The organism is Pseudomonas sp. B392_1p, assembly GCF_052245235.1.
GTDB lineage: Bacteria > Pseudomonadota > Gammaproteobacteria > Pseudomonadales > Pseudomonadaceae > Serpens > Serpens gallinarum.
Map to the genome: position 1 here is coordinate 1 of NZ_JBQPXM010000005.1, position 23,914 is coordinate 23,914.

The 23,914-nt window shown below is 60.9% G+C and carries 33 protein-coding genes and 1 tRNA gene; 28 read left to right on the top strand and 6 right to left on the bottom strand.

The genetic code is table 11. From position 1 onward, the window contains the following. Positions 1 to 155 precede the first annotated feature (155 nt). From ACTV8E_RS08510 to ACTV8E_RS08525, 4 genes are all read left to right on the top strand, one after another. Positions 156 to 232 (top strand) — tRNA-Met (locus ACTV8E_RS08510). Positions 233 to 863: 631 nt separating this feature from the next. Beyond that, positions 864 to 1,424, top strand: a complete 561-nt coding sequence (locus tag ACTV8E_RS08515) for a hypothetical protein (RefSeq protein ID WP_443199187.1) — start codon at positions 864 to 866, stop codon at positions 1,422 to 1,424. Between the two features lie 2 nt (positions 1,425 to 1,426). Continuing rightward, entirely contained in the window at positions 1,427 to 1,777 is a 351-nt protein-coding gene (locus tag ACTV8E_RS08520; RefSeq protein WP_443199188.1) for a hypothetical protein, read from the top strand. Between the two features lie 3 nt (positions 1,778 to 1,780). Beyond that, the gene (locus ACTV8E_RS08525) at positions 1,781 to 2,203 is read left to right on the top strand and encodes a protein-export chaperone SecB (protein ID WP_443199189.1); all 423 of its coding nucleotides are present in this window, start codon (positions 1,781 to 1,783) and stop codon (positions 2,201 to 2,203) included. A gap of 138 nt (positions 2,204 to 2,341) precedes the next feature. On the opposite strand, the gene ACTV8E_RS08530 is transcribed toward ACTV8E_RS08525, so the two are convergent. From ACTV8E_RS08530 to ACTV8E_RS08545, 4 genes are all read right to left on the bottom strand, one after another. Then, positions 2,342 to 3,145 (bottom strand): DNA adenine methylase, encoded by an 804-nt coding sequence (locus tag ACTV8E_RS08530; protein WP_443199190.1) that lies wholly within the window; start codon positions 3,143 to 3,145, stop codon positions 2,342 to 2,344. Positions 3,146 to 3,288: 143 nt separating this feature from the next. Then, positions 3,289 to 3,543 (bottom strand): ogr/Delta-like zinc finger family protein, encoded by a 255-nt coding sequence (locus ACTV8E_RS08535; RefSeq protein WP_443199191.1) that lies wholly within the window; start codon positions 3,541 to 3,543, stop codon positions 3,289 to 3,291. 62 nt (positions 3,544 to 3,605) lie between these two features. Further along, on the bottom strand, positions 3,606 to 4,466 hold the full coding sequence (locus ACTV8E_RS08540) for a phage portal protein (protein WP_443199422.1): 861 nt from the start codon (positions 4,464 to 4,466) through the stop codon (positions 3,606 to 3,608). Next, the gene (locus ACTV8E_RS08545; RefSeq protein ID WP_443199192.1) at positions 4,378 to 6,450 is read right to left on the bottom strand and encodes a terminase large subunit domain-containing protein; all 2,073 of its coding nucleotides are present in this window, start codon (positions 6,448 to 6,450) and stop codon (positions 4,378 to 4,380) included. The genes ACTV8E_RS08540 and ACTV8E_RS08545 overlap by 89 nt, the downstream gene beginning before the upstream one ends. A 162-nt stretch (positions 6,451 to 6,612) precedes the next feature. Here ACTV8E_RS08545 and ACTV8E_RS08550 point away from each other — a divergent pair, with 162 nt between their 5' ends. The 24 genes from ACTV8E_RS08550 (at position 6,613) to ACTV8E_RS08665 (ending at position 23,255) form a co-directional block, all read left to right on the top strand. Then, positions 6,613 to 7,539 (top strand): GPO family capsid scaffolding protein, encoded by a 927-nt coding sequence (locus ACTV8E_RS08550; RefSeq protein WP_443199193.1) that lies wholly within the window; start codon positions 6,613 to 6,615, stop codon positions 7,537 to 7,539. A 1-nt stretch (position 7,540) separates the two neighbouring features. Then, on the top strand, positions 7,541 to 8,563 hold the full coding sequence (locus tag ACTV8E_RS08555) for a phage major capsid protein, P2 family (protein WP_443199194.1): 1,023 nt from the start codon (positions 7,541 to 7,543) through the stop codon (positions 8,561 to 8,563). Next, entirely contained in the window at positions 8,563 to 9,282 is a 720-nt protein-coding gene (gene gpM, locus ACTV8E_RS08560) for a phage terminase small subunit (RefSeq protein WP_443199195.1), read from the top strand. Before ACTV8E_RS08555 ends, gpM begins: the two co-directional genes overlap by 1 nt. 97 nt (positions 9,283 to 9,379) lie before the next feature. Then, a complete protein-coding gene (locus ACTV8E_RS08565) occupies positions 9,380 to 9,808 on the top strand; it encodes a head completion/stabilization protein (protein WP_443199196.1) in 429 nt (142 codons plus the stop codon). After that, positions 9,805 to 10,251: a phage tail protein gene (locus ACTV8E_RS08570; protein WP_443199197.1), complete on the top strand. Its 447-nt coding sequence runs from the start codon at positions 9,805 to 9,807 to the stop codon at positions 10,249 to 10,251. Before ACTV8E_RS08565 ends, ACTV8E_RS08570 begins: the two co-directional genes overlap by 4 nt. Beyond that, the gene (locus ACTV8E_RS08575; RefSeq protein ID WP_443199198.1) at positions 10,238 to 10,927 is read left to right on the top strand and encodes a phage virion morphogenesis protein; all 690 of its coding nucleotides are present in this window, start codon (positions 10,238 to 10,240) and stop codon (positions 10,925 to 10,927) included. Before ACTV8E_RS08570 ends, ACTV8E_RS08575 begins: the two co-directional genes overlap by 14 nt. Positions 10,928 to 10,937: 10 nt before the next feature. Next, a complete protein-coding gene (locus tag ACTV8E_RS08580; protein ID WP_443199199.1) occupies positions 10,938 to 12,050 on the top strand; it encodes a DUF2586 domain-containing protein in 1,113 nt (370 codons plus the stop codon). Between the two features lie 3 nt (positions 12,051 to 12,053). Then, on the top strand, positions 12,054 to 12,503 hold the full coding sequence (locus tag ACTV8E_RS08585; RefSeq protein ID WP_443199200.1) for a DUF2597 family protein: 450 nt from the start codon (positions 12,054 to 12,056) through the stop codon (positions 12,501 to 12,503). After that, complete coding sequence (locus ACTV8E_RS08590) at positions 12,503 to 12,724, top strand: TraR/DksA C4-type zinc finger protein (RefSeq protein ID WP_443199201.1); 222 nt, start codon at positions 12,503 to 12,505, stop codon at positions 12,722 to 12,724. Before ACTV8E_RS08585 ends, ACTV8E_RS08590 begins: the two co-directional genes overlap by 1 nt. Beyond that, positions 12,721 to 12,930 carry a hypothetical protein gene (locus ACTV8E_RS08595; RefSeq protein ID WP_443199202.1) on the top strand — a complete coding sequence of 70 codons (210 nt, stop codon included), beginning with the start codon at positions 12,721 to 12,723 and terminating at the stop codon, positions 12,928 to 12,930. The genes ACTV8E_RS08590 and ACTV8E_RS08595 overlap by 4 nt, the downstream gene beginning before the upstream one ends. Next, positions 12,927 to 13,442, top strand: coding sequence for a lysozyme (locus tag ACTV8E_RS08600; protein ID WP_443199203.1), 516 nt, complete (start codon positions 12,927 to 12,929; stop codon positions 13,440 to 13,442). Before ACTV8E_RS08595 ends, ACTV8E_RS08600 begins: the two co-directional genes overlap by 4 nt. Then, positions 13,439 to 13,894 (top strand): lysis protein, encoded by a 456-nt coding sequence (locus tag ACTV8E_RS08605; protein WP_443199204.1) that lies wholly within the window; start codon positions 13,439 to 13,441, stop codon positions 13,892 to 13,894. Before ACTV8E_RS08600 ends, ACTV8E_RS08605 begins: the two co-directional genes overlap by 4 nt. Positions 13,895 to 13,931: 37 nt before the next feature. Beyond that, positions 13,932 to 14,219 (top strand): putative phage tail assembly chaperone, encoded by a 288-nt coding sequence (locus ACTV8E_RS08610; protein ID WP_443199205.1) that lies wholly within the window; start codon positions 13,932 to 13,934, stop codon positions 14,217 to 14,219. A gap of 23 nt (positions 14,220 to 14,242) precedes the next feature. Beyond that, complete coding sequence (locus ACTV8E_RS08615; protein ID WP_443199206.1) at positions 14,243 to 14,383, top strand: DUF6890 family protein; 141 nt, start codon at positions 14,243 to 14,245, stop codon at positions 14,381 to 14,383. Between the two features lie 3 nt (positions 14,384 to 14,386). After that, entirely contained in the window at positions 14,387 to 16,273 is a 1,887-nt protein-coding gene (locus tag ACTV8E_RS08620) for a phage tail tape measure protein (protein ID WP_443199207.1), read from the top strand. Next, a complete protein-coding gene (locus ACTV8E_RS08625) occupies positions 16,270 to 16,587 on the top strand; it encodes a DUF2590 family protein (protein ID WP_443199208.1) in 318 nt (105 codons plus the stop codon). Before ACTV8E_RS08620 ends, ACTV8E_RS08625 begins: the two co-directional genes overlap by 4 nt. A gap of 23 nt (positions 16,588 to 16,610) precedes the next feature. Beyond that, positions 16,611 to 17,765, top strand: coding sequence for a baseplate J/gp47 family protein (locus tag ACTV8E_RS08630; protein WP_443199423.1), 1,155 nt, complete (start codon positions 16,611 to 16,613; stop codon positions 17,763 to 17,765). Next, positions 17,755 to 18,276 (top strand): phage tail protein, encoded by a 522-nt coding sequence (locus ACTV8E_RS08635; RefSeq protein ID WP_443199209.1) that lies wholly within the window; start codon positions 17,755 to 17,757, stop codon positions 18,274 to 18,276. The genes ACTV8E_RS08630 and ACTV8E_RS08635 overlap by 11 nt, the downstream gene beginning before the upstream one ends. A gap of 9 nt (positions 18,277 to 18,285) precedes the next feature. Beyond that, positions 18,286 to 19,797: a phage tail-collar fiber domain-containing protein gene (locus ACTV8E_RS08640; RefSeq protein ID WP_443199210.1), complete on the top strand. Its 1,512-nt coding sequence runs from the start codon at positions 18,286 to 18,288 to the stop codon at positions 19,795 to 19,797. Then, the gene (locus tag ACTV8E_RS08645) at positions 19,798 to 20,166 is read left to right on the top strand and encodes a hypothetical protein (protein WP_443199211.1); all 369 of its coding nucleotides are present in this window, start codon (positions 19,798 to 19,800) and stop codon (positions 20,164 to 20,166) included. Continuing rightward, on the top strand, positions 20,163 to 21,083 hold the full coding sequence (locus ACTV8E_RS08650; RefSeq protein WP_443199212.1) for a hypothetical protein: 921 nt from the start codon (positions 20,163 to 20,165) through the stop codon (positions 21,081 to 21,083). Before ACTV8E_RS08645 ends, ACTV8E_RS08650 begins: the two co-directional genes overlap by 4 nt. Next, positions 21,080 to 21,586, top strand: coding sequence for a baseplate complex protein (locus ACTV8E_RS08655; protein WP_443199213.1), 507 nt, complete (start codon positions 21,080 to 21,082; stop codon positions 21,584 to 21,586). The genes ACTV8E_RS08650 and ACTV8E_RS08655 overlap by 4 nt, the downstream gene beginning before the upstream one ends. Continuing rightward, positions 21,583 to 22,287: a hypothetical protein gene (locus ACTV8E_RS08660; protein WP_443199214.1), complete on the top strand. Its 705-nt coding sequence runs from the start codon at positions 21,583 to 21,585 to the stop codon at positions 22,285 to 22,287. Before ACTV8E_RS08655 ends, ACTV8E_RS08660 begins: the two co-directional genes overlap by 4 nt. Continuing rightward, positions 22,260 to 23,255, top strand: a complete 996-nt coding sequence (locus tag ACTV8E_RS08665; RefSeq protein ID WP_443199215.1) for a hypothetical protein — start codon at positions 22,260 to 22,262, stop codon at positions 23,253 to 23,255. The genes ACTV8E_RS08660 and ACTV8E_RS08665 overlap by 28 nt, the downstream gene beginning before the upstream one ends. Before the next feature lie 28 nt (positions 23,256 to 23,283). Here ACTV8E_RS08665 and ACTV8E_RS08670 read toward each other — a convergent pair whose 3' ends face one another. Together ACTV8E_RS08670 and ACTV8E_RS08675 are read right to left on the bottom strand one after the other, a co-directional pair. Further along, positions 23,284 to 23,526, bottom strand: coding sequence for a hypothetical protein (locus ACTV8E_RS08670; protein WP_443199216.1), 243 nt, complete (start codon positions 23,524 to 23,526; stop codon positions 23,284 to 23,286). 69 nt (positions 23,527 to 23,595) lie between these two features. Next, positions 23,596 to 23,892 carry a hypothetical protein gene (locus ACTV8E_RS08675; RefSeq protein ID WP_443199432.1) on the bottom strand — a complete coding sequence of 99 codons (297 nt, stop codon included), beginning with the start codon at positions 23,890 to 23,892 and terminating at the stop codon, positions 23,596 to 23,598. Positions 23,893 to 23,914: the final 22 nt, after the last annotated feature.

Consider the following 23,914-nt stretch of genomic DNA (forward strand, 5'->3'; position numbering starts at 1 on the left):
GTCGTAGGTTCAAATCCTGCTCCCGCAACCAGACACAGAAAAAGGCCACTCAATCGAGTGGCCTTTTTCGTTTCCGCTGATCGGTGTTCTGCACAAGTTATTGATTTGTAAAAACTATCGGTTGACACGTCCTCATCAATCAGTAGAATGGCCGGCGCGGGATGGAGCAGTCTGGTAGCTCGTCGGGCTCATAACCCGAAGGTCGTAGGTTCAAATCCTGCTCCCGCAACCAGATACAGTAAAAAGGCCACTCAATCGAGTGGCCTTTTTCGTTTCTGGAGCTGCGGTCTTATGGCGCTCGCAGAGCGCTCACGTCGCTTCGCCTCTCTCCTTAAAAAAAGCGGCGGAAGGCCTGGATGAATGGTGGAAAAGCTGAAAAGCTGCCGTTAATATTGCGCACTTTTTTTCGCGCAGCGGCGTTTGTCAAGCACGCCCCTTGAGGTCATCCATGTCCACCACCGCTCCTAAAGTCGGCTTCGTTTCCCTGGGCTGCCCTAACGAATCCCACTCTAAATCATCCCACCTATAGCTTGAAAAAGCTTCTGCTCAGAGAAAATGACGAGCTAAAGCTATCATTTTTCTGCTAAACCAAATAGTTATGCACAGGTTATCCTTTTTTAATCCACAGAAGTGCTATTTCGCCATCATCAAAATTGCCAGCAATTCCAATGGGTTGCGCGATTCAGGGTTGGGGTTACCCACAGTTTTTGAAAGTCAGGTTGACTGCAGTGGTAGAAGCCTAATAATCGACCTGAAGTGAGCTACTTTTAAATACAAGGCAAAACACCTAGCAACCTTGTTTTGGCCGTCTAGACTAGGGAAGCAGTATCGTGATGGCGTACATGGGATCGCATGGAACATGCATGTCTATGGCAACCCAAATAGAACGAGATGGCTTTCTCACTAAGCCAGGAAGAATTGGCCGGGGTGCCTATTTCTGGACTGCCGTCACAAATGACCATCTCGCAATCTCAACTCATTACGCAATAGAGTGGGCACGGCGAGCAAGAGACAGCTGGAAAGCTTACACAGATCAGGACGACGAAAGTTTAGCAGTTGTGCAGGTTGAGGTAGAGGTGAAAGAGGAAGAAATACTTTACCTAGACGATCCTGAGCTCCACCTTGAAATTTATCAAATATTAGCAGATTCAGCTATTAAGCACTTTAATTTGAACTCAATCTTCGACCTAACGAGAGATCAGTTCAAAGAAATAGAAAGCATCCTTTACGGGATCATAGAAGAGTACATACAGATATACGAGAGGGCACTGGGAGAATACACGGTAAAAGTAGTATTCAAGAACCAGACCCCCCCAAAAAAAGGCAGTCTTGCGGAACTTGTAGGTAACGCAAGCTGTTTTGCAGTGAGAGATACCAGCTGTATCTCATCATTGCACATCTCCCCCGCACAAGAGGGAATATAGAAATGGCTGCATTTAAAACTACTGAAAAAATGAGAAAAGCTAGGGAAACTGCCTTAGCTCAACTTAAAGAGATGTCTCTAGAAGAGCTTTTTAAGCGCGGAACTGAACACAAGGACAGTGTTGTTTCTGAATTCCTTGTAGCACACCGCCAAGAATATCCGATACAAGATTTGTCTAGCTTGACCATGCAGGAGGAATTCACCGTTTCCAATACCTCCTTACAGCAAGCTGATTACCGGAGCGGCAGACGCTTTGCCGCTTATCACCTTTTCTACGCTGCAGAAGCGGTGTCTTGTGTGCTGCAGGCCACAGCTGTTGATGGTCGCAATTCTTACTACTGCCAAGCAGCTTAATAAATGAAACTTCACCCCATACAATTAATTGGAACATTCGTAGATAAACTGGAAATTGATGTTCATAACAGACATGACTTCCCAGATGACTCCTACCCAAAGGATTTCAAGTATATTGTTTACAGAACTGACTTTGACGAAGAAAGCTCGGAAGTTAGTGTAAAGGTAGAACTCAGCATTAAACCGGCGACAGAGGAAGTTGATCGTCCATTTTCCATGATAGTTGCAGTGTCCGGGCACTTCCGGATTGATACGTCAAAATTCCCAGCTGAGCATATTGAAAATTGGTGCTTTAAAAATGCGCCAGTTATACTTCTACCTTTTATTCGCGATCACGCTTATAGCCTTTCAATGCGAGCGGGCTTTAACCCAGTTCTTCTTCCTTTAGTTGAAGTTCCAAACTTTGTTATAAGCAATAACGGTTAGCCATTAACTCTCTCACGACTCCGCACTGACCAATGAAATGACAAGGATCACTCACCTCCATTGCCGCATTGGTCAGCTCGATCGCCGTGGTGGGCTAGAATATCCACGCCTGCCCGCCGGCTGTCAGTATGCTACTGATTAAATTCCATCGAATAGACCGCCCAGCGCCGCCGGCTGCCAGTTCATGATGATGAGCTCACCCGTGAGCTCGGCTTTGCCCTTCCGCTGGTTCGTGCAGCTGTAGCGGATATCGGTCTGTTCAATGTGGAAGCCATCGAAGGCTCTACGAATGTCGGGGTGGTCATTGATGCTCACCATCACCTTCCCCTTGCACCGCCGCATGAACTCGGCCATTGCCAGATACTCTTCGAAGGGGAAATCCACGCCATACCCTTCCGTCGCCCAGTAGGGCGGGTCCATGTAGTGGAAGGTGTGAGCTCGATCGTAGCGCTCGGCGCAGTTCAACCAGGACAGGTTCTCAACATAGACGCCTGACAGCCGCTGCCAGGCTGCCGACAGGTTCTCTTCAATGCGCAACAGATTTATCGCCGGGCCAGTGGTGGCGGTGCCGAAACTCTGCCCAGAAACTTTGCCGCCGAAAGCATGCTGCTGCAGATAAAAGAATCGAGCCGCTCGCTGGATGTCGGTGAGGGTTTCCGGACGCGTCATCTTCTGCCATTCGAAGATTTGTCTGCTGGACAATGCCCATTTGAACTGGCGGACGAATTCTTCCAAGTGGTTTTGCACCACTCGGTACAGGCACACCAGGTCGCCATTGAGGTCGTTTAGCACTTCGACGGGCGCGGGTTGTGGACGCATGAAGAAAAGCGCCGCCCCTCCGGCGAACACCTCTACATAACACTCATGCGGAGGAAATAGTGGGATGAGCCGGTCAGCCAGTCGGCGCTTACCGCCTAGCCAGGGGACGATTGGTACAGACATACAAGCAACCTTTTACTGGATAAATAAACAGTGTTAGGCTCTCGCCGCTTCGTGCACGAGGCGGGAGCCTTGGTTGGGCTTGCAGGTATGCTCTGCGGGTTCGATGGCAGGTGGAATGTTGGCGCATACCACCTGCCGCTCCTTCAATTTGTTGTGTTCAGCTGGTCGAATAACAGTCGCTGCTGAGTTGTCGGTAATTGACTCAATCGATCGAAAAGCAACTGATCAATGACTCCAGCCGAGGGACGCAGGGTATGGGAGTAGGTCAGGTTCATCACAAACGTATGTCCGCAATGGACATCGAGACACTGGCAATACAGTTTGGCGAACGCCGACGACAGCTCTTCTCGTGAGCTGATTCGCGCCTTATGCCCGCATGCTTTGCAATTGATTCGCATACTCCCTCCCTATTTGCCGCAATTGCGATATTATAACCTAACGCTGTATGTGCATACAGCTACTATCCTGCTGTTTGGGCTTCTTCACGCCATCCAAAGCGCCTGTCCGCCCGCAGCACTTCATTAACCTCATCGAACACCCGGCAGATCGGACGGATCTCGTTGGAGGTGTAGACGCGGTCGATTTTCTCGATGTCTCCGAAACCGGCGCTGTTCTCCGGGATGATGCCGGCTAGGGCGGGGTTCATGCGCCACGCGGCGATCACATCGTTGCGGGTGATGTTCTTCACTTTCTCCAGCTCGTCCTTGGCCTGGAAGTCGCCTACCGGAATGATCTGGATGGCCTTCTCGGCACCGCCTGGGATGTTGACGAACATCGAGCGGAAGTTGCCCACACCCTTGCTTGCGCTGATCTGTGCCTGCAACTCGTCCTCGTCCTCTTCCGAAAGGTTCGGATCATTGGTGTAGAAGATGTACCCGGCGTGGGCACCGTTGCTGTAATAGCGGCGCCGGAACAGCGTGGCGGCTTCGTTGAGCAGCAACGCCTGCATGCCGCCCAGGTAATCCGGTACACCGTAAATATCCTGTTCCACGTCGTAGTCCATGACGTGGATTACCTCCCCCGCCTCGAACTCTTCTTCCTGCCCGTTGGGCAGCAGCATCACGAAGCCGCCATCCACTTTGCAGCGCATGTTGATCGAGGGCAGGTGCTCGACCTCGAGGACTTCGCCTAACAGGCTTTCACGGCAGTAGAGGTACGCTTCGCCGAACACCACGTAGTCGAGTGCAGCGCGGGCCATCGTGCGCGCCGTGAACCCGGCGCTGGGGACGAACTCACGCAGCAGCAGGTTGCGCTTGAACTTGGGTATTGCGCCGTGGTGCGCATTGGCGCGCAGCAGCTTGGCCAGCCCCGCCTTGGACACTGGCGGGGTGTAGAGCCTGCCGTCGTCGCTGGCAAACACGCCCAGGTAGGCGGCGTAGTTGTCGGTCAGCACCGACTCCGGGGCGCCGAACGAGAACATCCGAGCGGGCTTGTGTGTGGCTGGCTGCTGCTTTTTGGCGTGACGGTTTCGGCGCATGGCTGTTTTGACTACTCATGGCATAGCGGCTCTTGCGCCGCTTATTGATGTTGAGGGGTTCGTGCGCCAGGGCGTGCATGATTGCCCAGGCCACGTCTGCATGGCCGGTGGCCTCGGTACGCGACGCGCTGTAGGTAATCTGCCCGCTGGCCGTGGTGCCGCGTTTGATGGTCAGGAACGCAGCCGCCACTTCGCTCCAGCCGGCATCCCATTCGATACGGCTGCCCTGGATGGTGTCCTGGGCTTTGAGCACCAGGGTGTTCTTGGCTTCCAGGCTGTAGTGGATGGGTGTGGCACGCGGGTAAAAGTCACGCACCAGGTCAAACACGCCGTAGCCGACGCCAGTGATATCGATGCCGATGTGCTGGACGTTGAAACGCTCGCAGAGCTTCTTGACCTGCGCGGCCTGGTGGGTGAACGACGTGCCCCGCCAGGAATACTTCTCCAGGATGCGGAACTTGCCACCCTGTTCCAGGGGCGGAGCCACCACCACACAGGTGGCATCATCTCGGGTGCGGCTGGGGTCGTAGCCGAGCCAGACGGGGCTGTTGCCGAAGGGGCGATCGGACTCCGGGTCGTAGTCGGTCCACAGCGCAAGGTCGGAATAACAGCGCTCCAGGTCGGCCAGGGTGAAGGCGCTCTGTGTGCTGTCGATAAACTTGCACATGTAAAGCTGATCGAACGTGTCTTCGTTGTTTTCCAGACGCAGGCGCTCGATGTTGAACAAGTTACAGCCGCCGGCCTGGGCATCCTCGACAGTGATGACCTTGCGCCACTGGCCGTCTGGACACAGCACGCCGGCGTGGATCTGGGCGTCGCTCGGCCACGGGCCGGCCTTCTTGCCGCGCTTGTCGTTGCGGAACTCCTCGCCGGTCCAAAACGGATAGGCCTGGTGGGTGACTGCGCTGGGTGTCGAGAAGTACGTCTTGCGCCACTTGTCATGGGACGCCATGGCGCCGGACAGATCGCTTAGCTTGGCGAAGTCCCTGATCCAGAAATACTCGTCGATGTAGACGTGGCCATGGTGGCCCTGGGCGGTGCTGCTGTTGGTGGACAGGAAACGCAGCTCGGCCCACGGCTTGCCATCCTTGCTCAGCACGATGGGATTGCCGGTCAGGTTGATGTCGAACCACTCTGCGGCGAACTTGACGATGTAGCTACGGAAGATTTCCGACTGTGCCCGGGACGCCGACAGGAACATCTGGTTGTCGCCGGTCAGCACCGCATCCATGAACGCTTCGGCAGCGAAGTAGTAAGTCAGGCCAATCTGGCGCGATTTGAGGATGTTGCGGATACGCGCGGTCAGCGGGTTGCGCTTCGCCTCGAATAGCTCCATCTGGTAGGCGAACATGCGGCTGGTGAACTTCTCCAGGAAGTCCACCTCGGTGAGGGCGCTGATGTCGTTCTTGAGCGGCTTTTCCTTGCGCTTGGCGCTGCTCCTCTCTCCTCTTTCGCCCCTCTCCCGGCGCTCGCCGCGTGCTGTGTTCGGAGCAGGCTCGGACCTTTCGGAACTGCTGCTCACATTGGTCTCGGCCGCCGGACGCGCAGCTTGCCTGAGCAGCTTCTCGCGAATGCTGGTCAGGCGCTCCAGCTCGTCCAGGTCGGACTTGGCCAGTGCCTCGGGCTTTTCCAGCAGCAGGGTGATGCGCCGGCTGATGGCGGACAGCGGTTCTTCGTCCGTCAGCATCTCGTCCCAACCGCCCCGGGCGATCCAGTAATAGACGATGCGCACGTTGGGCAGGCCTAGCTGTGCCTGGATCTCACGCGGCTTGGCGCGGCGCAGATAAAGGCGTTTGGCGGCTTCTTTTACTTCAGGGGAGTAGGACATGCGGCGCAGTCTAAGCGTCCAAAAAACTGCGAACGCCTGCGATAACTGCGCAAAACTCCTATTTCCCGAAAATAGGAATATCGCTCAACGCAAGTGTTTGTGACGGGGCTAGTCACTCCCTACTGTGAGGTTTCCGCACTCTAATTGAGCCGATAAAGCCCCATGCCTCGCTCCCTGGTTTCCTACTGGAAACGCGTTGCCACCAGCGGCCCCACCGCTGACAACCGCGAAATCTCCCCACAGGAACTGCGCGACATCGCCGAGACCTACAAGCCGTCACGCTACACCGCCGTGATCTGGTCGGAGCATGAGCGCTGGATGGGTTCCCACGGCACCGTATTCGCTGTGCGCCTGGTCGAGGACGACCCGGAACTGGAGCCGGGCCAGGTCGCCCTGGAAGCCCAACTCAAGCCGAACGACCGCCTGTTGGGGCTCAACGACCAAGGCGAAAAGCTATTCACCAGCATCGAGATCACGCCCAACTTCGCCAACTCCGGTAAGGCCTATCTAACTGGCCTGGCAGTGACCGACGAGCCCGCAAGCCTGGGCACCCAGGAACTCTACTTTTCGAAGAAATCCAGCAAGACCGCGTACTTCGCCGCCTCTGTCGAACTGGGCGCCCTGCGTGAGCCGCCACAGGCCAGCGCCGAAACCGGGCTGATCGAAGCCCTGACCCGCTTCTTCAAGCGCTTCGCCGACGGCGCAGAGCCGGCCGCCACCACCCCGCAAACCCCCACCGAGAGCAAACCCCCAATGGATGAAGCTACCGCCAAGGCGCTCAAGGCACTGCTCGAGCAGCTGCTGATCGTTGCCGCCGGCATTCAGGCAGTCATCGAGCCGGCCACCGAAGAAGTGGACGAGACCGAGACCGAAGAACAGGTCGCCACCGTCGAAGACGCTGTGACCGAGATCGTCGAGCAGGCTGAAGAAGAACGCGAATTCAGTCGCAAGAAGAAGGCCGCAAAAGGTCTGGAAGCACGCATGGCCAACATCGAAAAGATGTTCAGCCAAGCGCTGAACACCGCCCAAGGCCGCCAGGTACCGCGCACCACAGCTGCGGTTACCACCACCCAAAAGAAGGTGCTGTGATATGAGCCGCGCCCTTTCGCTGCACGCCCAGACGCAGTATTTCGCCCTGCAAGCCGCCATGGCGGAGTCCTACGGTGTCGAGGACACCACTCGCATGTTCGCGGTGGAGCCGACTATTGCCCAGGAACTGAACGACAAAATCACTGAGAAGTCGGACTTCCTGCAGCGCATCAACGTAGTGCCGGTCACTGAGCTGAAAGGCCAGAAGGTGATGATCGGCGTCTCCGGCCCGGTCTCCAGCCGCACCAACACCAAGGATAACGACCGTGTCGCCAAGGACATGGTCGACCTCGATGCCTTGGGCTATGAGCTGTTCCACACCGAGTCCGACGTGGGCCTACCGTTCGCCACGATCGACAGCTGGGCGAAGTTCCCTGACTTTCCGCTGCGCTACGCCGCCGCCGTGCTGCGACAGATTGCCCTCGACCGCATCATGGTCGGCTGGAATGGCATCACTGCCGCGCCCCAGAGCGATATCGCCACCAACCCCATGCTCCAAGATGTGAACAAGGGCTGGCCACAGATCGCCCGCGAGCAGATCCCCGAGCAGGTCCTGAGCGAAGGCGCCGTTGCTGGCAAGATCACCCTGGGCGCCGGCGGCGACTACGCCAACCTCGACGCCCTGGTGCATGACGTCAAGCAGATGATCGACCCGGTATTCCGCGATGCCGGCGACCTGATCGCCATCATCGGCAGCGACCTGCTGGCCGCCGACAAGGGCAAGCTGTACGCCAACCAGGCCGGCACCCCAAGCGAGAAGGAACGCATCGAGGGCCAGCAGGTGATCGCTACCTACGGCGGTCTGCCTTCGTTCATCGTGCCATTCTTCCCGGCTACCGGCGTGGTGGTCACCAGTTGGGACAACCTGTCGCTGTACTTCCAGGACAGCTCCTGGCGCCGCCACTTGATCGAGAACCCCAAGCGCTCCCGCGTCGAGGATTACAACGGCCGTAACGAAGGCTACGTGATCGAGCAACTGGGCAAGTTCGCCATGATCGAAGCGGCCAACCTGGAGCTGATCTGATGAGCCTGGCCCTAGCCCATAAGCGCCGCGTCCTGGCGGGTGGTCCTGCCACCCGTGCGACCCCGGCCATAACCGCGTACACCGCTGCCGATGCCCTGAACAGCCCGGCCAACGCCCAGAAGCACCTCAAGCTGATGGAAGCGGCACTGGCCGGCGACTTGGAGCGCATCAGCGCAATCAACAGCCGTGAGCTTCGCCAACAACTCAAGCGTGACGAGCTACTACCCAAGTACCTGGACTACGTACAGCGCTACCGCGACAGCGGCCTGAACTACCCCAACCCGGTATTGATGCAGGTGCTGGTGTGGCTGTTCGACACGGTGCAGTTCGAAGCCGGTCTGGAGCTCGCCCTGTTTGCGATGGGCCAGGGCCAAAAGTTGCCGGAGCGCTTCACACGTGATGTGCCGACTTTTGTCGCCGACGCTGTCATTGAGTGGGCCGAAGCCGAACACAAAGCCGGCCGCAGCCCGGAGCCCTACGTCAGCAACCTGCTGCCGCTGGTAGACGGCGAATGGGAGCTGTTCGAGCGCATCCCCGCCCGCTACCACAAGCTGCTCGGCCTGTTGGCTATGGAGCGCGAAGACTGGGCGGAAGCCATCGAACGCTTCGACCGTGCCGAAAACTTGTATGCCGAGATCGGCGTCAGCACACGACGCGCCGCCGCGGATAAGGCACTGCGCAAGCAACAGGCCGAAGCCGGTTCCACCGGCACCGAATAACCGACTTCCCACCCCCAGCGGGGCCTGTCCTGGCGTTACGGCTGCTTGCAGCCCGCAACCCCAACGGCAGTCACCCCGCCCTATTTGAGCGACCAGCATGAGCTTTGGCGGCAAACCCACCACCTTTGTGGAACAGGCGATCGAGAACAACGGCTTCTGGCCGGACCTCTCCGTGTCCGAGTTCCAGAAGGGCTACCGCCTGCCGGCGGAGTACCTGGTGGAACTGCTGGTCGCCGACCTGACCACCGCGATGGTCGAGGTCAATGTGGATCTGGAGCGACGCCAGGCAGACCTGAGCGACGCCGGCGTTGAACTGACCACGCATCAGGTGGCCACCTACAAGCGCGCCGTGTACTGCCGCGCCAAGGCCAGCCTGCTGCCCCAGTTTGCCACTGTGACCCGCCGCGAGTCGGCGGAGAATACTGGCAAGGAACTGCCCGATCGCGCTGAAACCTTTCTGGCTTTCAGCCAACAGGCGGTGCGCACCCTGCAGAAGCGTGGCCGGATCACGGCGGTGCTGCTGTGAACAAGCTGCGCGCGCTGACCACCTTCCTTTTGGAGCGCCGCCTGGTGCGCCCGGAACAGCTCGACAGCTGGTCCGAGCAGGTGACGCTGGAGTTGCTTTGGAAGCCCACCGTTAACGGCCTGCACATGGCCGATATGCGCTATCGCGCGGTGTTCGTCCTGGAGCGATTCGCCGATAACCCTGGTCGCCTGATGGCCCTGGTGGGCAGTTGGCTGGAGAACAACGACCCCGGCCGCGACGACGATCTGCCGGCGCCCACCTTCGACATCGAGCCGCTGGACAACGACCTGTTCGATGTGGAGCTGACCCTGGAGTTTGTCGAACCCCAGTACCTGGCCGAAGACGAAGCCGGAGAGATCGAGGCGTTCGGCAAGCGCTGGGCCTTTGTGCCGTTCGACCTGTGGGTCGCCGAGGATGGCGAGGTAACCCATGGGGAGCAGTAATCCGTTCAATCTGGATGTGCGCGGGCTGCTGGATGTCGACACGCAGCTCGCTCTGCTCACCCTCACCCCGCAGTTGCGCCGGCGCCTGTTGAACCGTGTTGGCCTGCGTATTCGCACCCAGTGGCGCAAACGCGTACGCGAACAGCGCGACCTGAACGGCAGCGCCTTTGCCCCGCGCAAGCAGAAACGCAAGAAGGGGCAGAAAGCCAAGATGCTGTCCGGCCTCGCGGCGGGAATCTCCATTACCCGACTGACCGATGCCGCCGCCGAACTGGGATGGGGCAAGCGCAAGACCGCGATCATCGCCGGCGCCCATAACGCCGGCATGAAGACCAGGCGCACCGCCGCGCAGATGCGCAGCTGGACTCGCAACACACCCCTGATGGCCACTGCCGAGCAGGCCAAGCGCTTGCGCCGACTGGGCTACAAGGTCAAGGCCGGCAAGAGCAAGCGCGGCGCTACGCGCTGGCTGCGCCCGTCGGTCGACTGGATCACCGAGAACCTCAAGTACAACCAGGCGGGCTTGCTGATTCGCCTGTTGAAGCAGAAAAAGCCCGGCCCTACGGCCTGGGAAATCGAGCTGCCCAAGCGCGAATTCTTCGGCGTTGCCAACCAGCGGGAGGTTTCCGAACTGGTGGCCTACCTGCTCCCGCAAATCATCAATTCACCCCGCTAACGAGGCACTTATGGCACTCGGCAAAGTCAGCGTAAACAATCTCAACCTCGGCCAAGGCGGCCTGCCTGAGATCGAGCGCTATTTCCTGTTTATCGGTCCCGGCATGAAGAACGCCGGCAAGCTGATCGCCCTGAACACCGACAGCGACCTGGACACCGAACTGGGTGCCCAGGACAGCGACCTGAAAACCCAAATCATCGCCGCACGCCTGAACGGCGGCGACCGCTGGGCGTGCATGGCCGCGCCCCTGGATATCGACGGCACCTGGGAAGACGCCCTGGATCTGGCCATGGAACAAGGCGTGTCGATCGAGGCGGTGGTGATCACCGCCCCCGTCACCGAGGGCAGTGAGTTGTCGGCGATGCACGACAAGGCGATCGCCATCAACAACCAGTACGGCCGCCGTCTGTTTGTTATGGCCGCCTCTGAGGGTATTTCCTTCGACCTGGACTGGTCGGCCTATCTCGCCACCCAGCGGGCCATCGTCGCCGACCTGGCCGCTCCGCGCGTCCTGGTGGTGCCACAGCTGCACGGCAACAATCTCGGCGTACTGGCCGGGCGCCTGGCCAACGCAGCGGTGAGCATCGCCGACAGCCCCATGCGTGTGGCCACCGGCGCCGTGCTCGGCCTGGGCGCCACTCCGGTGGATGTCGAGAGTGTCGAGCTGCCATCCGCGGTTATCGCCGAGCTGGACAAGGCGCGCTTCTCGGTACCGCAAACCTACTCCGACTACCCCGGCGTGTTCTGGGGCGACGGCAACATGCTCGACGCTCCCGGCAGCGACTTTCAGGTAATCGAGTATCTGCGCATCGTCGATAAGGCTGCCCGCCGCGTGCGCGTGCTGCTGATCCAGCGGGTGGCCAACCGCTCGCTGAACAGCACCCCCAACAGCATGGCCGCCAACAAATCCGCCCTGATGAAGCCGCTGCGCGAGATGGGCCGCTCGACGCTGTTCGCCGGCCAGCAGTTTCCCGGCGACATCGAGCCGCCCAAGGACGGTGACATCGAGTTGGTATGGGCGAACAAGACCAAGGTCGAGGCCTTCATCAAGGTCCGCCCTTACAACTGCCCGAAGGACCTGGTGGCGAACATCGCCCTGGATCTTTCCACTGACGAGGAATAAGCGATGTCGCGTATTGGCGGTAAGAATTTCGATATCAACCTGGGCGACCTGCAGATCCACGTCGAGACGTGCACCCTGGACATCACCGACAACAGCGCGGTGGCCCAGGACAAGGGCGTGCCCAACGGCCATGTCGATGGCGACGTGGCGGCTTCCGGCGAGTTCGAGCTGGACAGCAATAACTTCTCCCTGCTGATCGAGGCCGCCCGCCGCGCCGGCAGCTTCCGCAAGCTGGAACCGTTCGATTGCGTGTTCTTCGCCAAGGCCGGCAACGAGGAAATGCGCGTAGAAGCCTTCGGCTGCAAGTTGAAGGTGTCCAGCCTGCTGAACATCGACCAGAAAGGCGGCGAGAAGACCAAGCACAAAGTGCCGTTCGACGTCACCAGTCCGGACTTTATCCGCATCAACGGCGTGCCGTATCTGGACGCCAGCGAGATCGAGGGCCTGCGCTGATGACTGGCTGGCTCGATCAAGCCAAGGCGTATGAAGAGCGGGACCGCGAGCTCGCTTTGAACGCCGCGCTTATCCGCGCCCGGAGCGGCATCAACATTCCGAGCCGTGCCGCCTGCCTGGATTGCGACGAGCCAATCTCTGCCGCCCGGCAAGCTCAGGGCGGCGTCACCCGCTGCGTGCCCTGCCAAACCCTTTTCGAGAAAAACGAGGCTCATCGATGAGCACTACCCAGCAAGCCGCCCAGGACACCGCCGTCGCCTTTGCCAAGGCCGCTCCGGCACTCGGCGTGGCCGCCACCGGTGCAACGGGCGCCATCGACTGGTCCGCCGTGGCCTATATGCTGACTGCGCTGTACATGGTCCTGCAGATCCTGCTGCTGGCACCCAAGTACCGGCAGATGCTGCGCGACTGGAAGACCAAGCCATGAACCTGCGCCAGAAGATCGCCATCGGCGCGCTGAGCGGCGCCTTGGGCATCGCCGGCGCGGTGGTGACCTGGTTCGAGGGGCGCTCACTGGTGGCCTACCTGGATCCAGTAGGTATCCCCACCATCTGCGATGGCTGGACTTATAGAGTCCAGCTTGGAGACACCGCTACGCCCGAACAATGCGACGCCTATACCCGGAAGGCGCTGGAAGAGACGGCGCGGATTTTCGAGCGCTGGGTGCCTACCTCGGTGATCGAGCAGATGCCCACCACCAGCGTGGCCGCGTTCCAGTCGTTCATCTACAACGTCGGACCAGGCGCCCCGGGCGTCAAGGACGGTTTCGTCTGGCTCAAGAGCGGACGGCACTCGACCATGCTGCTGCACCTGCAGGCCGGCCGGGTGGCTGCGGCTTGCTCGGAACTGCCGAACTGGCCCAACGCAGGGGGCAAACGACTCCGTGGCCTTGAAATCCGGCGGGCCGCCGAGCGCGAGCTGTGCGAGGTCGGCCTATGAGCCGCACCCTGGCGATTCTCTGCGGGGCACTCCTACTGGCCCTGTACGTCGCGCTCGGCGCACTGCAGGACCAGGCGACCGAACTGGCCACTGCCCAGGCTGATCACCGACAGGCATCTGCCCGCGCCGACAGCCTGGCCGACACCCTGCGCCTGCAGCGCGAGCTAGTCGCCGCGGCTGCCGCCCTCGACACCAAACACACAAAGGAATTGGACGATGCCAAAGCTGATAACGACCGCCTGCGTGCTGCTGTTGCTGCTGGCCAGCAGCGGTTGCGCGTCAACGCCACCTGCCCCGCCACCTCCAGCTCCGGCCGCGTGGTTGATGCAGGAACCGCCGAACTCACTCCTCAGGCTCGACAGGATTATTTCGCCCTCCGCGATGAGCTCGCTCTCAGCCGACAAATGATCCTCGGCCTGCAGGACTACGTGGGCACCGTCTGCCTGCGCTGACCCACCCTTTTCCCTTTACCCATACGAGATCCACACCATGACCGAACGCCGTGAAATCACCCTGACCGTAGGCGAAACCGACTTCACGTTTGCCCTCGATTCCGCCGACGTGACCAAGTACTTCAACAGCGTGAACCAGAACAGCAAGGTCGCGCCGTCGGTAAACCTGCTCAGCAACACCGTGCACCAGGAGCAGCGCGCCACCCTGAAACAGCTGCTGAAGAACCCCGTCACGGCCATGCAGCTCGCCGGCACCCTCCTCGAAGAGTACGCACCGGATGTTGAAATCACCGTAAAAAAGCCCTCGCCCACGCTGAACGACTGAGCGAAAGCGGGCTGAGCCAGCTAGTGGCCCTGACCGCCCGCTGGCTACCCGGCGAGCCGCCGACGGTTGAAGCCATGGGCACCGCCAAGTGGCTGGAAGACGAGTACTGGAAGCGCATGGAGTACGCCGTGGCCAACGGCATTGCCCGTGCCCTGCAGGGATAACCGATGAGCAGTAGCAGCAGCGCTAAATTGGACTTCATCCTGCGCCTGACCGATCAGGTCACGGCGCCCTTGGCGAAGGTCAAGATGGGTTTCAGCGAGCTGGCCGAGAAAGGCCGGAACAACATCACTCAGATGGGCGTCGGCCTGGCTGGTGTGGTGGGCGCCGGTGTGGCCATCACGCAATCGCTGCAACCTGCCCTGGAAATGAACCGCGCCCTGGGCGAGGTAAAGAGCCTGGGCGTGGCTGAAGACGCGCTGGATGCACTGAACAGAAAGGCGCTGCTGTTCTCCGTTGCCTACGGGGAGAATGCCCAGGACTTCGTGGCCTCCGCCTACCAGGTGGAGAACGCCATCAAGGGCCTGACCGGTAGCCAGTTGGCGACGTTCACCCAGGCGTCCAACGTGCTGGCCAAGGCCACCAAGTCCGACGCGGCCACCATGACCGCCTACGTCGGCACCATGTACAACTTGCACAAAGGCCAGGCCGATGCCATGGGCAAAGGCGCCTGGGTCGAGGCCTTGGCCGGGCAGACAGCTCTGGCCGTTCAACTGTTCCGCACCAGCGGGGCACAGATCGGCGAGGCCTTCGATGCCGCCGGCGGGCTGGCCAGCAATGCCGGCGTGTCGCTGGCCGAACAAATGGCCGTGCTGGGCACGGCCGGCAGCACCATGTCCGCCGGTGATGCCGGTGGGGCTTACCGGGAGTTTTTCGAGAACGTCACCGGCGCCTCGGAAAAGCTGGGCATGAGCTTCGTTGACCAGCAGGGCAAGCTGCTGCCCATGACGGACATCCTGGACAAGCTCAAGGGCACGTTTGGGGATCTTTCCGTCGAGGCCAATAGTCTGGCCCTGCGCGAGGCCTTCGGCGGAAACGCCTCGCGCCTGCTGACCACCCTTATCAAGGATACCGACACCCTCACCAACGGCATGAACCAGCTTGGCCAAGTGCGCGGCATGGCCCACGCCGAGCAGATGGCCAAGACCATGGTCGATCCCTGGCAGCAGTTCACGTCGGCGGTGATGGCGTTGCGCATTGCCTTCGGGCAGAAGCTGATGCCGCTCTTGTCGCCTCTGTTTGAATGGTTGACCGGCATCGCTACTACGCTGCTGCGCTGGATCGATCTGTTCCCCAACATCACCCGTGTCGTGGGTTTCACAGTGCTGGCGGTGCTGGGCCTGACCGCAGGGGTCTCTGCCCTGACGCTGATTATCGGCCTGGCCAAGGCCGCGTGGCTGCCCTTCCTGTTTTTGCAGAAGATCGGTCTGGCGGGGTTCGTGGCACAGGAAATCGCCATCCTCGCCGTGGCGTTGAAGATGGGCTTTTTGGCCACCTGGTCGAAAGTGGCGGCAGCCAGCATGTGGTTGTTCAACGCCGCGCTCTGGGCCAACCCCGTTACCTGGGTGGTGATCGGCATCATCGCCCTGGTCGCTGCCATCGCGCTGGCCATCGTGTACTGGGACGAGATCGTGGCGGCCATTACCGGTACCGCCGCGTTCCAGTGGATCAGCGACCAGTTGGCCGCCGTGGGTGCCTGGTTCGATGCCATGGGCGGCTGGGCCGGCATTGCCAGCGCGGCCTGGCAGGGCATCACCAAGATCTTCTACGGCTACATCAACGGCCTGATCGAGATCCTCAACATGATCCCCGGCGTGAACATCGAGACGCGCTTCGGCGATATGCCAGAGGCTCCGAGCCTTGATGCCATGGCAGGTGGAAGCCTATCGCCAACCGGACCCAGCGCGGTACCCAAGGGCGGGCTGATGAGCAGCATTCAGAACACCACCAACCAGAGCAAGGGCAACCACGTCGAGAAAGTGGAGATCCACACCGGCAAGTCCATGAGCCCGCTGGAAATGGAACAGATGCTGAGCATGGCGGTGGGCGGATGAGCCGGTACATCGATCTGCTGATACAGGGCGACGACCTGGTGCTCGATGCCGGGCGCATTCCCCTGCAGGTGGACGGCCGAGCGAGCATCGCCCAGGACATCGTCCACATGATCCGCGACAGCGGCCTGATGGTGACTCTGGTCGCCGAGCGCGATCGTTTCCGCCGGCGCGACTGCATCTCCCAAATCGAACTACTAATCGAGGCGGACGTGCGCCTGGTGCCCGGCACCGCGTCAGTCGTCGAGCAGCCCACAGGGGTGTACCGGATCACGGCCCAGACCCTGGCGTTTGGAAGCATTGAGGTGACGCTGTGAGCAACGTGGATTTTACCCAGGTGATGCGAGAGTCTGGCATACCCACCACCGACGCTGAGCTGCGCGCCGCGTGGGAAAGGGAGGCTCAAGACCAGGGCAGCACCTTGAGCAATACCAGCGCCTGGTCGCCCTTCTGGCGAATCATCACCGCACTGGTGACCAAGCCGGTGCTGTGGCTGCTGGAATTTATCAGCGGCACCGTACTGCCTAACTTTTTCGTCAAAACCGCCACCGGCAAATGGCTGGACATGCTCGCCTGGGCGGTAAACATTGCGCGCAAAATCGCGTCCAGCGCGCAAGGCCAACTGCTGTTCACCCGTGCCGGTGCCAGCGGCACACTGGAAGTGCCGGCCGGTACCCGGGTGCAGTCGCCCAGCATCAACGGCCAGGTATACGAGGTGGTCACCATTGAGGCGCGCAGCTTTGCTGATGGCCAGAGCCAGCTGGAAGTGCCGGTGATGGCAATCAAAGCAGGCAGCGGCCACAACCTTGCTCCAGGCTATTACGCCATCCTGCCGGAGCCGGTACCGGGCGTGCTGCAGGTAACCAACCGCGATGGCTGGCTGACCCAGCCCGGCGCTGACGAAGAGCTCGACGACGAGCTGCGCCTGCGCGTGCGCAACCAGTTCAGCGCGGTCAACCAGTGGCACACCGACGCGGTTTACCGTGCGCTCATCGCAGCCTTTCCGGGCGTGCGTCCAGACGGGATCTACTTCGACCACAACGCCCCACGTGGCCCGGGCAGTGCCAATGCCTACGTGCTATTCGAAGCTGATGCCCCGGCGCAGACCTACCTCGAGCAGATCAACGCGCATATCCGCGATTCGGGCAACCATGGCCACGGTGACGACCTGCAAACCTTCGCCATGCCGGAGACCCAGCACGCCATCAGCCTGACCGTTTGGCCCGTGGACAACCTGAGCACCGAGCAACGTGCCGAATTGCGCAGCCAGATCGACCAGTTCTGCCGCGCCGCTTTCCGCGAGAGCACTGCCCACAACTACCAACCGACGCTGACGTTCCCCCAATCTCGGTTTTCATTCAGCCGGCTGGGTGAGGAACTGCATCAGCAATTTCCACGCATCACGTCCCTGAAATTCGCCAACGACGACATTGTGTCGGAGATGGCCATCCCCAGAATCCAGACCCTGCTGGTGGTGTTCGGCGATGAAGATTGACCTGCCGTTTTGGCTCAGTGGCCCTGAGCTGACCAAGCTCAAGCTGGCCGCAGAACGTTGGTGGCAACAGGTGGCCGAGTGGCTGCGCTGGCCGCTGCTGCAGATGGACCCGGAAACCTGCCACCTGGCCATCCTTGACCTGATTGCCTGGCAGCGCGATATCGACCGCTTCAAGGGCGAGCCGGAAAGCCTGTATCGACTGCGGGTGAAGCATGCCTTCATCAACGCCGTGGACGCCGGCAGTACTGCCGGCATGAAGCGGGTCCTGGTGCGTCTGGGAGTTGGCTATGTCGAGATCCTGGAGCGCCAGGACGGCCGCGACTGGGACATCGTGTTGCTGCGCCTCTCCGATTCGCAGCTATCCCAAAACCCTGAACTATTGCGCGTCCTGGTGCAGCAGTACGGGCGGACCTGCCGCCGCTACGAATTCGAAACCGTAACCCCCATACGCCTGCGCATGGGAATCGTGGACTTCAACGATGACCAGCAAACGCTGATTGCCAAGCTGTAGGAGGCCCCATTGGGAGCTGCTATTACCCTTGCAGGCGAAAGCCTGAAAGCCCAGAAACAAGGCGCGCAACAAGTCCTGGACATCGCACGCTTCGTATTCGCCAATGTGCCCGGCCTGGACCCGAACACCGAAGTGGATCGCAGCGCCGGCAAGCCGCCGGCGGCGCAGATCGTGCACACCGCCACTATTGCCCCCGACAACAAGGGCTACGTGAACCCCAACCAAGTGGTTTACAGCGTGATGCTGGGCTCCGATGTCGGTGATTGGGACTTCAACTGGGTCGGCCTGGAATCCGCCGAGGGTGTCCTGTTCGCCGTGTCTTACGTGCCACTGCAGCAGAAGCGCCGCAACATCCAGCCACTGCAGATTGGCAACAACCTGACTCGCAATTTCCTGCTGGAGTTCGACGGTGCCCTGGAGCTGACTGGCATCACCATTGATGCCAGCACCTGGCAGTACGACTTCACCGCACGTCTCAAAGGCATCGACGAGCGCGAGCGGTTGAGCAACCGCGACATCTACGGTCGCGCCTGCTTCCTGGGCAACGCGTTGCAGCTGGAAAAGTCAGGCAGCGCGTATCAACTCAAGCCGGGCATCGCGTACCTGGAAGGCATCCGGATCGAATCCGGTGCTGCGTTCCCGATGACCATGCCGGCGCTTCCCACGACCGTCTGGGTGGACATCGCTCTGCAGCGCCAAATGAACGACGTAGTAGCCACCTGGGCGGTGGTGTATGGCACCGGCAAGACGGATTACATTGACAGCAGTGGCGTGCCCCATTACTGCATCCCGATCGCCCAGGTCAGTAGTGCAGGCGTGATCACTGATCAACGCTCCACTGTGTTGCTGGACACTCCCCTTATTCATGAGCTGGCTGGAAAACTCGGCAAGAACAGCAACGCAGTTTCGGCGAGCAAACTGGCTACCGCACGCACGATTTCCGCGACTGGCGCTGCCACCGGATCGGCATCGTTCGATGGTTCTGCGAACACGGCTATCGCGTTGACTCTGGCCAACAGCGGAGCGGTGGCCGGCACTTACCCCAAGGTCACCATTAATGCAAAAGGCTTGGTCACCAGCGGCGCTGCCCTGGTGGCGGCGGATATTCCCAGCCTAGATGCTGGGAAGATCAGCAGCGGCACATTGGCAGCGGCACGAATCCCGACGCTGAACCAAAACACTACGGGTAACGCCGCAACGGCCACCAAGCTAGCTACCGCTATCACTATTAACGGGGTCTCGGTTAATGCTGGCTCTAACGTAACCATCAGCGCGGCGGCCACTGCCACTTCGGTAATGGCTGCGATAGCAGCAGCGCCGCTGGGCAGCGTTGGTAGCTACGCCTTGTGTAAAGGGCTAAGTGGTGTGTATGAGCCAGGCTCCACCGTTGCCGGGTCTAACTTGGAGTACGCAACTACAGAGGGGAACACGGCAACCTCTCCCAAACCAGCTGGAACATGGCGGGTTATGGGTCGCCTTAGCGGCATGAATACCAGAACGCTTTTTTTGAGGATCGCCTAAATGGAAATCAAAAAACTGCGGTTCACGGCCACGGGCGCCATTGATTGTGAAATCAATCACCCAGCACATGGATGGATTCCGTTTACCGCATCGCCCGACGATGCCTCGGGACAGGAAATCCATGCCAGAGCGCTTGCCGGTGAATACGGTGAGATCCAAGCCTACGTTAAGCCGGACAACGAGCCGTTAACCGTCGAGCAGGTTCAGGCATTGCGCCGGGAGGCCTATGCAGCAGAGTCCGACCCTCTGAAAAACGAAGCCGAGTACGACGCCCTGTCGACAGGTTTAGAGCCCGACTACACCGCCTGGATTGCCGCAGTGCAAGCGATCAAAGCCCGCTACCCACTCCCTGAAACTATCTCAGCGTGACCTGGTCCCCCATCACTCTGCGCTGGCCCGAACAGGCCACCCAGTGGTTGGCCAACCTCACCGCAGCCCAGGACCTGGCCGTCAGCGAGCTGGACAACACCGCGCAGCGCCTCTCTGTCTTGGACGGCCTGGCCACCACTGACCTCAGTCCGGTGGGCTCCCCGGCGCGGTCTGCCGGTGCGGCAGGTCGCGCGGCCCTGACCGGCCAATTGGCCGAACCGCTCGCCTGCCTGGCGGTGACGCCGTTCCAATTTGGCATGGGTCAAGGGCAGGGCAAGCAGCGTTATCTTTCGGCACCAAACCTGATGGAAATGCTCGCCAGCAAGCTGGTGGACAACGACCCAGCACGTCCGGCCGGGCCTCAGTGCGCCCTGGTGATCCTGTTTCTAGCTACCCGCTACGACCAGTTCGCCGCGAGCCTGGCCCGCTTCAATGCCCTGCTGCCTATCCCGGATTTGGTCAAGGCCGAACACCGCGCCGGCCAGTTGGCCCGCCTCGAATCGGAAAAGTGGGAATTGCCTGTCGCCTCGACCCTGCCCGGCTTCGCCTCGTTGTCGCTGCACAGCACTACCCTGCCCAGTGCCGCTCAACGGGCGATGTCAGCTCAGTTGGCTGCGCTGGAAGGCTACGCTGCCGACCAGGCGCCATTGGCGGACCTGGTCAACCTGGCCGGCAAGAAGGCCGCCCAGCACGCCGCCCAGGCACAACGACTCAATGAACTGCGCGCAGCCGTAGCCAACAACGGCGCGGACGGCAGCATGCGCGCGCGTTTCCTGGGGCCCGGTACAGCCGCTGAGCTGCGCGATGCGCTGCTCGAGGGCGAGGTTCCCGGACACGAATGGGTGCTGTGCGCCGGCCTGGTATTGATCGGCTCGCAGCCAGGGCTGAGTTTCGTGAAGGAGCTGGTGGGCCTATGACACTGCTACTCGACGGCGAACACGTCAGGGGAAAAAACCTTAAGGTCACCGCCAACCTGCGCATTGAGGCCGACGACCTGTCTGGCCAATCCAGCAACAGCGCCTCTGCGCACAAGGGATTCAAGCCCAAGACCCTGACCTGCTCGATGATGGTCCCGTACACAGCCAGCACCCACCTGCGTTCGCTGCTGCGTCTGGCCGAAGCCACCACACAAGGTGGCGAGCTCAAGCAGTACCGCATCGTCAACGACACCGCCGAGGCCTTCGGCGTGCGCCAGGTAAAGTTCAGCGACGGTGTGAGCGCCCGGGAAGACGACAGCCTGCGTGCCTGGATGGTGCAGTTCACCCTCACCGAGCACTTGTCCGTGGCCGAACGAGTGGAGTCCCGACGCCCCGACGGTGACGCTACGGCAAGCACCGGTGGTGCCTCCGAAACCGAGCCAGGTCGAGAGCTCACCGCGTTCGAGCGTATCCTCAAGCGTGTCGACGAGACCCTCGCATGAAGCTGAACCGAGTCCTGCGGGTTTCCGGCGAAGTCGTCCAGGTGGTCAGCGAGAACATCCGCCTGGATCTTCACTCGCCTGGACGGGCGGTTTTCACCGTCCAGAGCGCCGAGCCCCTGCGCGGCCGCCTGGTCACTTTCAAAATCGGCTACAACGACCAGGCTCTGCAAGACCATTTCATTGGCTACGTGGAAAGCTGCACCGCCGCCGGCGCCGGCCAGCAGGTACTGCTCTGCCGTGAACTGGCGGCCGTACTGGCCCAACCCACGCCGCTGAACCTGCGGCACACCGATCTGCGCGGCGTACTTGATGCCCTGCAGGAGCTCACCGGCCTGACGTTCAATTGCCCCGATCGCCCCTACAGCACCACCCCGGCCCCCTACTTTTATAACTTGGGCAATGGCTATCACGCCCTCGACAGCCTCGCCCACGTGTTCGCCGTTCCGGATCTGATCTGGCAGCAACAGAGCAACGGGGAAATGTACGTGGGCAGCTGGGCCGACAGCTTTTGGAGCACCCGCCCCCTGCCCTTGCCCGCCTCGATCTTCGACGACTACCAGGGCAACCAAACTGCCCAGATACCCGCCCTGCCTGGCGTTAGGCCGGGCGCAACCTTCAACGGCGGCCTGCGTATCACCACGGTGACGCTGGCCGGCAACAAGATGGCCATCAAATGGAAGAAGCAATCCGCCGCAGCGTAGAGCGGCAATTTCCCGAGCTGACCGGCGCCTACCACCTGCCTCGTTTCGCGATGGTGGTGGGCGTGCCCGACGCGCCGGCCGAGCATGCAATCGCCGATGACTTCCGCCCCCGGTACGCGGTGGATCTCCAGGTGCTGCTGCCGGACGGCACACCGGACCCGGATCTGCCCACCCTGCACGCGGTACCGCTGCCAGTACCGAGCGGCGGCCAGGAACGCGGCCTGTTCGGCATCCCGGAGTTGGGCACCTGGGTGGTGGTGGGTTTCGCCTATGGCCTGCCCAGCCGCCCCTTCGTCCAGCAGATCCTCGCCCATGGCCTGAGCCTGCCACGCGTGCCCGACGGGGATCTGGTCTGGCAGCACAGCGAGGCCTGCCAGCAACGCGCCGATGCCGACGGCAACTGGCTGCGCCAGACCGACGGCCGCATCCGCGACGACGCCCTGGAGCGCGAGGTAACCGCCCTGGCCAACGCCGAGCACTACCAGCACAGCGACATCGAGGTCGACGAACACGCCACCGAGCGGGTCGGCGGTATCAAGCGCATTGAGGCCCTGGGCGCTCTCAAGCTGCTGTCCGGAGGCAGCGCCACCCTGGGTGCAGTGGATGACCTCAACCTGGCCACCGGACGCGACCACAACCAGGCGATCGGCCGCAACCAGACCACCACCATCACCGGCAACGCCACGGCCACAATCCGCGGCGACCTGCTGGAACAGATCGAAGGCCTGCGCAAAAGCATCGCCGCCGGCGGCCAACACCTGGAAGCGCCGAAGACATGGATCGGTTCGGAAGGCGTTAACGTCCTGCAGGTGCTGCTCGACCTGGTCGACCTGGTGCAGCAGATGAACACCCAGCTGGCTGCCCATGCCCACCCCATCGGCCAGCCGCCCAGCAACGCGGCCGCGTTCACGGCCAATGCCGCAACTGCCCAACAGCTTAACGGCCAGTTGGCCCCCATCACCGCATAAGCAAAGGGCGCCGATCGGCGCCCTTTCTTCATTCAATAATTTCGTAGCTCCAGTCCACGTCTGTAATGCCACGGTCACGCAGTTGGCACTCACGCCTTTCAAGTGTCGAGGCGTCATAAGGTACGTCTGAAACAGGAGTAGACGGCCGCTCATGCGCAAGGATGTCTAGGATGACTCCAGCCCTGTCCTGCTCCGCGAGTACAACACGCTCCAACTTCATGGCCACCCCATTCTGCAGGTAGGTGATCGTGAGTCGCTTTTTGGATTCCATTTCTTCACTCCTTAATCAGACTCCACACCATACATAGGGCAGCGCCTGAATTAGAGACGTTCTTTCGTCTTAGGCGCAGCGCGTGGCCAGCTCTTCCAGGGCGCGCACGTGGCGCAGGTGGTCGCGCAGGTTCATTGCTTGGATACGCAGCGGGCGGCCGGCCTGCAGCCAGGCCAGGGCCGCGCGCGGGTCGCCGGTGCGGGTAATCTCACGCTGGCGAGCCTCGGCCTCCAGGGCGCTGGCCTTGGCCATGGCGGCGTTGTAGCGGGCCAGGCGTACAGACAAAGACGAATCGGCATGCAGCGCGGCGAATGCGCGGGCCTTCCAGGCGGCAGCGTGAACGGATGGAGTGCGGATGTGTTGCATGGGGATGCTCCTTGATTTGAGG

Excerpts from the sequence above, each read along its gene's own strand:
- ACTV8E_RS08515 (WP_443199187.1), top strand. The coding sequence starts at position 864 with ATGTCTATGGCAACCCAAATAGAACGAGATGGCTTTCTCACTAAGCCA.
- ACTV8E_RS08520 (WP_443199188.1), top strand. The coding sequence starts at position 1,427 with ATGGCTGCATTTAAAACTACTGAAAAAATGAGAAAAGCTAGGGAAACT.
- ACTV8E_RS08525 (WP_443199189.1), top strand. The coding sequence starts at position 1,781 with ATGAAACTTCACCCCATACAATTAATTGGAACATTCGTAGATAAACTG.
- ACTV8E_RS08530 (WP_443199190.1), bottom strand. The coding sequence starts at position 3,145 with ATGTCTGTACCAATCGTCCCCTGGCTAGGCGGTAAGCGCCGACTGGCT.
- ACTV8E_RS08535 (WP_443199191.1), bottom strand. The coding sequence starts at position 3,543 with ATGCGAATCAATTGCAAAGCATGCGGGCATAAGGCGCGAATCAGCTCA.
- ACTV8E_RS08545 (WP_443199192.1), bottom strand. The coding sequence starts at position 6,450 with ATGTCCTACTCCCCTGAAGTAAAAGAAGCCGCCAAACGCCTTTATCTG.
- ACTV8E_RS08550 (WP_443199193.1), top strand. The coding sequence starts at position 6,613 with ATGCCTCGCTCCCTGGTTTCCTACTGGAAACGCGTTGCCACCAGCGGC.
- ACTV8E_RS08555 (WP_443199194.1), top strand. The coding sequence starts at position 7,541 with ATGAGCCGCGCCCTTTCGCTGCACGCCCAGACGCAGTATTTCGCCCTG.
- gpM (WP_443199195.1), top strand. The coding sequence starts at position 8,563 with ATGAGCCTGGCCCTAGCCCATAAGCGCCGCGTCCTGGCGGGTGGTCCT.
- ACTV8E_RS08565 (WP_443199196.1), top strand. The coding sequence starts at position 9,380 with ATGAGCTTTGGCGGCAAACCCACCACCTTTGTGGAACAGGCGATCGAG.
- ACTV8E_RS08575 (WP_443199198.1), top strand. The coding sequence starts at position 10,238 with ATGGGGAGCAGTAATCCGTTCAATCTGGATGTGCGCGGGCTGCTGGAT.
- ACTV8E_RS08580 (WP_443199199.1), top strand. The coding sequence starts at position 10,938 with ATGGCACTCGGCAAAGTCAGCGTAAACAATCTCAACCTCGGCCAAGGC.
- ACTV8E_RS08585 (WP_443199200.1), top strand. The coding sequence starts at position 12,054 with ATGTCGCGTATTGGCGGTAAGAATTTCGATATCAACCTGGGCGACCTG.
- ACTV8E_RS08590 (WP_443199201.1), top strand. The coding sequence starts at position 12,503 with ATGACTGGCTGGCTCGATCAAGCCAAGGCGTATGAAGAGCGGGACCGC.
- ACTV8E_RS08595 (WP_443199202.1), top strand. The coding sequence starts at position 12,721 with ATGAGCACTACCCAGCAAGCCGCCCAGGACACCGCCGTCGCCTTTGCC.
- ACTV8E_RS08600 (WP_443199203.1), top strand. The coding sequence starts at position 12,927 with ATGAACCTGCGCCAGAAGATCGCCATCGGCGCGCTGAGCGGCGCCTTG.
- ACTV8E_RS08605 (WP_443199204.1), top strand. The coding sequence starts at position 13,439 with ATGAGCCGCACCCTGGCGATTCTCTGCGGGGCACTCCTACTGGCCCTG.
- ACTV8E_RS08610 (WP_443199205.1), top strand. The coding sequence starts at position 13,932 with ATGACCGAACGCCGTGAAATCACCCTGACCGTAGGCGAAACCGACTTC.
- ACTV8E_RS08620 (WP_443199207.1), top strand. The coding sequence starts at position 14,387 with ATGAGCAGTAGCAGCAGCGCTAAATTGGACTTCATCCTGCGCCTGACC.
- ACTV8E_RS08625 (WP_443199208.1), top strand. The coding sequence starts at position 16,270 with ATGAGCCGGTACATCGATCTGCTGATACAGGGCGACGACCTGGTGCTC.
- ACTV8E_RS08630 (WP_443199423.1), top strand. The coding sequence starts at position 16,611 with ATGCGAGAGTCTGGCATACCCACCACCGACGCTGAGCTGCGCGCCGCG.
- ACTV8E_RS08635 (WP_443199209.1), top strand. The coding sequence starts at position 17,755 with ATGAAGATTGACCTGCCGTTTTGGCTCAGTGGCCCTGAGCTGACCAAG.
- ACTV8E_RS08645 (WP_443199211.1), top strand. The coding sequence starts at position 19,798 with ATGGAAATCAAAAAACTGCGGTTCACGGCCACGGGCGCCATTGATTGT.
- ACTV8E_RS08655 (WP_443199213.1), top strand. The coding sequence starts at position 21,080 with ATGACACTGCTACTCGACGGCGAACACGTCAGGGGAAAAAACCTTAAG.
- ACTV8E_RS08660 (WP_443199214.1), top strand. The coding sequence starts at position 21,583 with ATGAAGCTGAACCGAGTCCTGCGGGTTTCCGGCGAAGTCGTCCAGGTG.
- ACTV8E_RS08665 (WP_443199215.1), top strand. The coding sequence starts at position 22,260 with ATGGAAGAAGCAATCCGCCGCAGCGTAGAGCGGCAATTTCCCGAGCTG.
- ACTV8E_RS08670 (WP_443199216.1), bottom strand. The coding sequence starts at position 23,526 with ATGGAATCCAAAAAGCGACTCACGATCACCTACCTGCAGAATGGGGTG.
- ACTV8E_RS08675 (WP_443199432.1), bottom strand. The coding sequence starts at position 23,892 with ATGCAACACATCCGCACTCCATCCGTTCACGCTGCCGCCTGGAAGGCC.